The sequence below is a fragment of the Spirillospora sp. NPDC049652 genome (assembly GCF_040675125.1).
Lineage (GTDB): Bacteria > Actinomycetota > Actinomycetes > Streptosporangiales > Streptosporangiaceae > Spirillospora.
This window is the reverse complement of sequence record NZ_JBFAOF010001146.1, coordinates 1-2030: the sequence shown is the minus strand read 5'-3', so window position 1 is coordinate 2030 and position 2030 is coordinate 1. Positions and strand designations below refer to the sequence as shown.

The following is a 2030-nucleotide window of genomic DNA, read 5'->3' as shown; positions in this document are numbered from 1 at the left end:
CGAGCCGACCACCGGCCTCGACGTGATCACGCAGGAGCGCGTCCTCGCGCTGCTCGACGAGCTGCGGCGGGACGAGGGCCTCGCGATCGTGTTCGTGACGCACGACCTGCGGGTGGCGCGGCGCGTGGCCGACCGCGTCGTCGTCCTTGCGGAGGGACGCCTGGTGGACGACCTGCCCGCCGCCGCCTTGGACGCCGCCGCCCTCGACTCCGCCGAGTCCGGGACGGCGGACGAGACGGCCGCCCTCCTGGCGTCCACCCCCGCCCTGCGCTAGCCGGGGGAGGGCGGGCGCCGGGGGCTCAGGCGTCGCCGCCGATGGTCTCGATGGCGGTGACCAGCGGCTTCAGCTCGGGCAGGTCCGAGGCCCCGGCGAGCGCGGACTCCAGCGCCGCGTTGTGCGTCGGGGTGGCGCGGAGCATGAGGGCGCGGCCCTCGTCGGTGGCCTTGGCGCAGATGCCGCGCCGGTCCTCGGTGGACAGGGACCGGGTGACCAGCCCGCGTTCCTCCAGGCGGGCGACCAGCCGGGTGGTGGCGCTCTGGCTGAGGACCAGGACGTCGGCGAGCTGCTGCATGCGGATGTCGCGCGCGCCCGGCTTGGACAGGTGGTGCAGGGCGCAGAACTCGTTCACCGCGAGGCCGTGCTCGCGCTGCAGCGCGCGCTCGATCTCGTCCTCGATGCGGGCGTGCAGCGCGGCCAGCGTCCGCCACCCTCCGGCACGCGCCTGGTCGGCGTGTGGCATGGCTCACCCCTTCCCCGGTTGACGCGCACTACTTGCACGCGCATATAGTCAGCGTATGCAAGTAACCGCCGTATGCAACTAATGCTTGCGCGTGTTACCAGCGTACGCCCACCAGTCTAACCGGAAGGGATCCCCATGCCTCTCGCCCTGCTGGCCCTCGCCATCAGCGCCTTCGGCATCGGCACCACGGAGTTCTCCCCGAACGGCCTGCTGCCCGACCTGGCCCGCGACTTCCACACCTCGATCCCCACGGCCGCCCTGCTGGTCTCCGGTTACGCGTTCGGTGTCGTCGTCGGAGCGCCGCTGCTCACCGCCCTCGGCGCCCGGCTTCCGCGCAAGGGCATGCTGCTCGCGCTGATGGGCCTGTTCATCGCCGGGAACGTGCTGTCGGCGCTCGCGCCCTCCTACGGCGTGCTGATGGCCGGGCGGATCCTCGCCGCCTTCTCCCACGGCGCCTACTTCGGGGTCGGCGCGGTCGTCGCCGCCGACCTGGTCAAGCCCGAGAAGCGGGCCGGCGCGATCGCGCTCATGTTCAGCGGCCTCACCATCGCCAACGTGCTCGGCGTCCCGGCCGGGGCGTGGCTCGGCCAGCAGTACGGCTGGCGCTCCACCTTCTGGGCCATCGCGGTGGTCGGCGTGATCGGCCTGATCGGGGTCGCGGCGCTCGTCCCGCGGACGGCCCGTCCGGAGGGCGGGCTCCGCCGCGAGCTGGCCGCCTTCCGCAACCCGCAGGTCTGGCTCGCGCTCGGCATGGCCGTGCTCGGCTGGGCGCCGGTCTTCACCGTCTACACCTACATCTCGTCCACGATGACCGACGTCGCCGGGTTCGGCGAGGGCGCGGTGCCCGTCGTCATGGTCCTGTTCGGGGTCGGCGTGTTCGCCGGGAACCTGCTGGGCGGACGGTTCGCCGACCGCGCCCTCGTCCCGGCCCTCTACGCGACGATCGGCACGACGGCCGCCCTGACCTTCCTGTTCATCCCGGCCGCCCACAACAAGGTGACGCTGGTCGCCGGGATCCTGCTGCTCGGCGCGGCCGGGTTCTCCACCGTCGCGCCGCTCCAGCTCCGCGTGCTGAACGTCGCGAAGGGCGCGCCGACGATGGCGTCCGCCGCCAACATCGCCGCGTTCAACCTCGGCAACACGATCGGCCCGTTCCTCGCGGGGCTCACCATCGACGCCGGGTTCGGCTACGCCTCGGCGGGCTGGGTCGGCGGACTGCTCGGCGTCGGCGGGTTCGCCTTCGTGGTCGCGTCCAGCGCCCTGACGCGGCGGACGCGGGCCCGCGCGGGC

The 2030-nt window shown here is 73.3% G+C and carries 2 protein-coding genes and 1 pseudogene; 2 read left to right on the top strand and 1 reads right to left on the bottom strand.

The window, feature by feature from the left end:
- Positions 1-274, top strand: a pseudogene (locus AB0J52_RS37925) (ABC transporter ATP-binding protein); the annotation flags it as partial.
- Positions 275-299: 25 nt separating this feature from the next.
- Here the strand turns inward: AB0J52_RS37925 and AB0J52_RS37920 are convergent.
- On the bottom strand, positions 300-740 hold the full coding sequence (locus AB0J52_RS37920; protein ID WP_500187821.1) for a MarR family winged helix-turn-helix transcriptional regulator: 441 nt from the start codon (positions 738-740) through the stop codon (positions 300-302).
- A 135-nt stretch (positions 741-875) separates the two neighbouring features.
- Between AB0J52_RS37920 and AB0J52_RS37915 the strand changes: the two genes are divergently transcribed.
- Positions 876-2030, top strand: a 1155-nt coding sequence (locus AB0J52_RS37915) for an MFS transporter (RefSeq protein ID WP_500187820.1), incomplete at its 3' end; no start/stop codon positions are given.